5 protein-coding genes are annotated in these 4,405 nt (G+C 72.2%); 1 reads left to right on the top strand and 4 read right to left on the bottom strand.

Features of this window, described 5'->3' with window-relative positions:
* Positions 1–194: 194 nt before the first annotated feature.
* Positions 195–617 (bottom strand): DUF2000 domain-containing protein, encoded by a 423-nt coding sequence (locus ACWCO3_RS32025; RefSeq protein ID WP_145780865.1) that lies wholly within the window; start codon positions 615–617, stop codon positions 195–197.
* Between the two features lie 49 nt (positions 618–666).
* Between ACWCO3_RS32025 and ACWCO3_RS32030 the strand changes: the two genes are divergently transcribed.
* A complete protein-coding gene (locus tag ACWCO3_RS32030) occupies positions 667–1,497 on the top strand; it encodes an AraC family transcriptional regulator (protein ID WP_244311683.1) in 831 nt (276 codons plus the stop codon).
* Here ACWCO3_RS32030 and ACWCO3_RS32035 read toward each other — a convergent pair.
* The 3 genes from ACWCO3_RS32035 to ACWCO3_RS32045 all read right to left on the bottom strand — a co-directional run bounded on the left by ACWCO3_RS32035 (position 1,475) and on the right by ACWCO3_RS32045 (position 4,291).
* On the bottom strand, positions 1,475–2,308 hold the full coding sequence (locus ACWCO3_RS32035) for a helix-turn-helix transcriptional regulator (protein ID WP_145780869.1): 834 nt from the start codon (positions 2,306–2,308) through the stop codon (positions 1,475–1,477). The genes ACWCO3_RS32030 and ACWCO3_RS32035 overlap by 23 nt on opposite strands.
* A 100-nt stretch (positions 2,309–2,408) precedes the next feature.
* Positions 2,409–3,833 (bottom strand): aldehyde dehydrogenase family protein, encoded by a 1,425-nt coding sequence (locus tag ACWCO3_RS32040; RefSeq protein ID WP_450013631.1) that lies wholly within the window; start codon positions 3,831–3,833, stop codon positions 2,409–2,411.
* Positions 3,834–3,916: 83 nt separating this feature from the next.
* Positions 3,917–4,291, bottom strand: a complete 375-nt coding sequence (locus tag ACWCO3_RS32045) for a zinc-binding dehydrogenase (protein WP_450013633.1) — start codon at positions 4,289–4,291, stop codon at positions 3,917–3,919.
* Positions 4,292–4,405 lie beyond the last annotated feature (114 nt).

A 4,405-nucleotide genomic window follows, 5' to 3' on the forward strand; every position in this document is an offset into this window, starting at 1 on the left:
GCCGCCGCGAGCAGCGAGATCGCCGCCGCGGCGGACGCGACGGCCCGGGCCCTTCTGGAAGTGGTACGCACATTGCCTCCAGCATCGAGTCGACGGCTGTTGCCGCCGGGCCGATGCAAGCGCCTGCCGCTCACCACAGTGGAACCCCCACCGGAACGTCGCCTGAACAGCCGGTGCACGATCTCGTGCCGGGGTCACGGGTGCATGGTCGTACCCTTGAGCACCTTGTCCACCGCGTTGCGAGGCGCGTGCAGCGCCAGGCCCACCAGGTCGAGTTTCTCCCGACCGACCGCCTGCACAGCGGCGCGGTTGTCGCGGTCGTTGCCGGTGGCGAACAGCTCGGCCGTGAAGATGGACAGACGCAGCCCACGGGCGAGCCCGCGCGAGTGCGCAGCGACCAGCGCGGCCCGATCGCCGACGAAGACCAGCACCGGCTGGCCGAACATCGGCAGGTACCGGGTGCCGTCCGCGTCCCGGTACTCCTCGCCCAGCAGTTCCGGTACGGCGTTGGCGATGCCGCTGACCAGGAACGCGGTGACGTTCAGGCGCTGCCAGCTCACCAGGTCGTCACGGAGCAGCACGGCGATCTTGGTGGGAAATCGGATGGGTTCGGTCATGGCGTCGAGCCTGCCCGCGTACCGCCGACCGGTCTTGTACGTTCTTAGCGTGGCCACCCGCCCGGCGGGCTCGCACGTCAGCGCCTGGCGACCCGCGGTAGCCGGTGTCGCCGAGGTCTTCCACGCCCATTTCGTGGACCACGCCTACCCCCGGCACATCCACGACGTCTGGACGCTGCTGATCGTCGACGACGGCGCGGTCCGCTACGACCTGGACCGGCACCGGCACGGCGCGCTGCGTACCTCAGTCACCCTCCTGCCACCGCACGTGCCGCACGACGGTCGCGCCGCCACCGCCGACGGCTTCCGCAAGCGGGTTCTCTACCTCGACACCTCGGCTCTCGACGCGGAGCTGATCGGCCGGGCGGTCGACCAGCCGGGCATCGTCGACCCGCAGTTGCGCGACCGGATCCACCTCCTGCACCGGGCGCTCGCCGCGCCCGGAGACGAGTTCGAGGCCGAGGGCCGACTCGCGCTGATCCTGGACCGGCTGCACGCGCAGCTTCGCCGACACACCCCGGTCAGCGTCGCACCGGCGGCCCGTGGTCTCGCGGTCCGCCTACGGGAGCTGCTGGACGCCCGGACCATCGAGGGCGTCACGCTGCGGGAGGCCGCCGCGCTGCTGCACGCCCACCCGACCCACCTGGTCCGGACCTTCACCACAGTGCACGGGGTGCCGCCGCACTCGTACCTGACCGGTCGCCGCGTCGAGGTAGCCCGTCGGCTGCTCCTCGCCGGGCAGCGGCCCGCCGAGGTCGCGGTCGCGGCCGGCTTCTTCGACCAGGCGCACCTGACCCGCCACTTCCGCCGGTACCTGGGCGTCAGCCCGGCCCGCTACCTCGGCGCGCCTTCTGGGATCAGACCTGCTGGGCGCCGATGACGGAGAGCAGCCGCAGCTTCTCGTCGCTCGACGAGCCCGGCACGGCGGTGAAGACCAGCAGTGTCTGGGACTGGTCCGGGTCGACGAGCGTCTGGCAGTGCAACTCCAGCGCACCGACCTCCGGGTGCAGGAAGTGCTTCGCCGGGCAGTATCCGGCCGGCACCGGGTGTTCGCGCCACAGCTCCGCGAACTCCGGGCTCCTGGCCAGCAGGTCGTCGACGAGCGTCGCGGCCCGCGAGCCGCGCCCATCCCGGGTGTACGACGCGTGCAGGTGCCCCACGAGCAGGCGGCTCTGCGTGTGGTGGTCCTCCGCCGGGTGCAGCTGCCGGACCGCCGGGTCGGTGAACCAACGGTGGTGGGCACTGCGGGCCAGCCCGGTGTACCGGGTCTCGTCACCGAGCAGGGCGACGGCCGGGGCGGTCTGCGCCAGGGTCTCGCCGAGGTGGTTCACCACCTGGGCCGGGGTGTCGTGCATCCGGTCGAGGATCCGCATCATGCCCGGGTTGACGTGGTCGGCCCGTACGGTGCGGTGCGGAACGGCGTGCCCCGCGAGCTGGAACAGGTGGTCCCGTTCGGCCAGCGAGAGCCGCAGGCCACGGGCCAGCGCGGCGAGCATCTGCTCCGAGGGGTGCGGCCCGCGCTGCTGCTCCATCCGGCTGTAGTAGTCGGTGGACATACCACTCAACGCGGCCACTTCCTCGCGTCGCAGCCCACCGGTGCGCCGGCGCTGACCCCGGGGCAACCCGACGTCCTCGGGTTGGAGCGCCTCGCGGCGGGTGCGCAGGAAACTCGCGAGTTGGGCGCGGTCCACGGTGTCTCCGATCGGTGGTCGCCGACGGTGGCCGGCACGTCCAATGCAACAGTCAAACCAGGTGACGGTGTTCCGCCCCGGGAACACCGCCACCCGCCCGTCAGCGTTGGATGGACTTGGTCTCCAGGAACTCCTCCAGGCCGAAGCGGCCGAACTCGCGACCGTTGCCGGACTGCTTGTAGCCGCCGAAGGGTGCGAGGGGGTTCCAGTGGCCGGCGTTCACGTCGACCTGCCCCACGCGCAGTCGCCGGGCGACCGCCAGAGCGTGCTCCTGCTCGCCGAAGACGCCGCTGGTCAGGCCGTACGGCGTGCTGTTGGCGATCGCCACGGCCTCGTCCTCGTCGGCGTACGGGATGATCGTCAGCACCGGGCCGAAGATCTCCTCCTGGGCGATGGGTGACGTCGGGTCGACGTCGGCGAAGATCGTCGGCTGGACGTACGCGCCGGTCGGCAGACCCTCGGGCCGGTCCGGGCCGCCGACCACGAGCCGGGCGCCGTCGGCGATGCCCCGCTCGATGTACCCGACGACCTTCTCCCGGTGGGCCTCGGAGGCCATCGGGCCGATCCGGGTGGCCTCGTCGGTCGGGTCGCCGACGGTGTACTGCTTCGCCGCCTCGACGGCCAGCGCGACCACCTCGTCCTGACGGGAGGCGGGCACCAGCATCCGCGGCCACGCGCCGCATACCTGGCCGCCGTTCGTGAACGACATCATCAGCCCCCGGTTGACCGCCTCGGGCAGGTCCGCGTCGTCCAGGATGATGTTCGCGCCCTTGCCGCCCAGTTCCAGCGCGACCCGCTTGACGGTCTCCGCGGCCACCGCGCCGATGCGCTTTCCGGCCCGGGTGGAGCCGGTGAAGGAGACCATGTCGACGTCCGGGTGCGCGGAGATCGCCTCGCCGACGACCGCCCCGGTGCCGTACACCACGTTGAACACGCCCGCCGGCACGCCCGCGTCGGCGGCCACCTCGGCGAGGATCCGCGCGGTCAGCGGGGCGTTCTCGGAGGGCTTGAAGACCATCGTGTCGCCCGCGAGCAGTGCCGGCGCCAGCTTGGAGACGATCTGCTGCAACGGGAAGTTCCAGGGGGTGATCGCGCCGACGACGCCGATCGGCTCGCGGACGATCAGCGAGTTGCCGACCTCCTCGGTCCAGGCGAAGTCGTCGGCCAGACCGGCGACGGATTCGACCACCGCGGCCGGAAAGGCGACCTGGGCGGTGCGGGACATGCCGATCGGCGAGCCCATCTCGGCGGTGATCGCCTGGGCGATCTCCTCCTGTCGGGCGCCGAGGCCGGCGCCGAGGCGACGCAGCACGTCCGCCCGGTGCTGCGGCGTGGTCGCCGCCCAGGCGGGGAAGGCCGCCCGGGCCGCGGCGACGGCTCGATCGACGTCGGCGGCGGTGCCGGCCGGGGTCTCGGCGACGACCTCGCCGGTCGCCGGGTTCACGACGGGAAGGGTGCCGGCCGTACCGGCGACGGTCTCGCCACCGATCCAGTGGCCGGTGACGGTGTACGTGGAAGGTGTCATGCACCGACCGTCGCACCGGTCCGGAGGCCCAACCAGGTGCGCCTTGTCCAGGGTTTGGTGATCCCTGGCTGGGGCCGCCCTGGTCAGAGCGCGAGGACGATGCGCCCGGAGGCGGTGCCGGTGTCCTGTCGGGCCCAGGCGTCCGCGACCGCGTCGAACTGCACGATCTCGTGGTCGACGGTGAGCCGGCCTGCCGCAGCGTGCTCGGCCACCACGGCCAGCGACGCCGCCCGTCGCGCGGTCGACAACCCGTTGTTGGTGTAGCCGACCATTCGTAGCGACCCGCTGCGCAGCACGGCGGACTCGATCGGTGCCGTCGCCCCCGCCGCGCTGCCCAGGTTTACCAGGCGGCCACCGGGGCGCAGCACCCGCAGCGCCGCCGCGGCCGGGATACCGAAGACCGGGTCGAGGACGAGGTCGACCGGCCCGTCGGCGGCGTCGTGCAGCCGGTCGCCCATCGACGCGACGTCGTCGTCAGCGAATTGCCGGTTTGCGCCCTCGGCGGGACAACGGGTTACCGGCGCGTAACAAGTCATTGACGTTGCCGAATTGTTGCGGGGATGATCGTCGCA

The sequence above is a fragment of the Micromonospora sp. NPDC002411 genome (assembly GCF_053592955.1).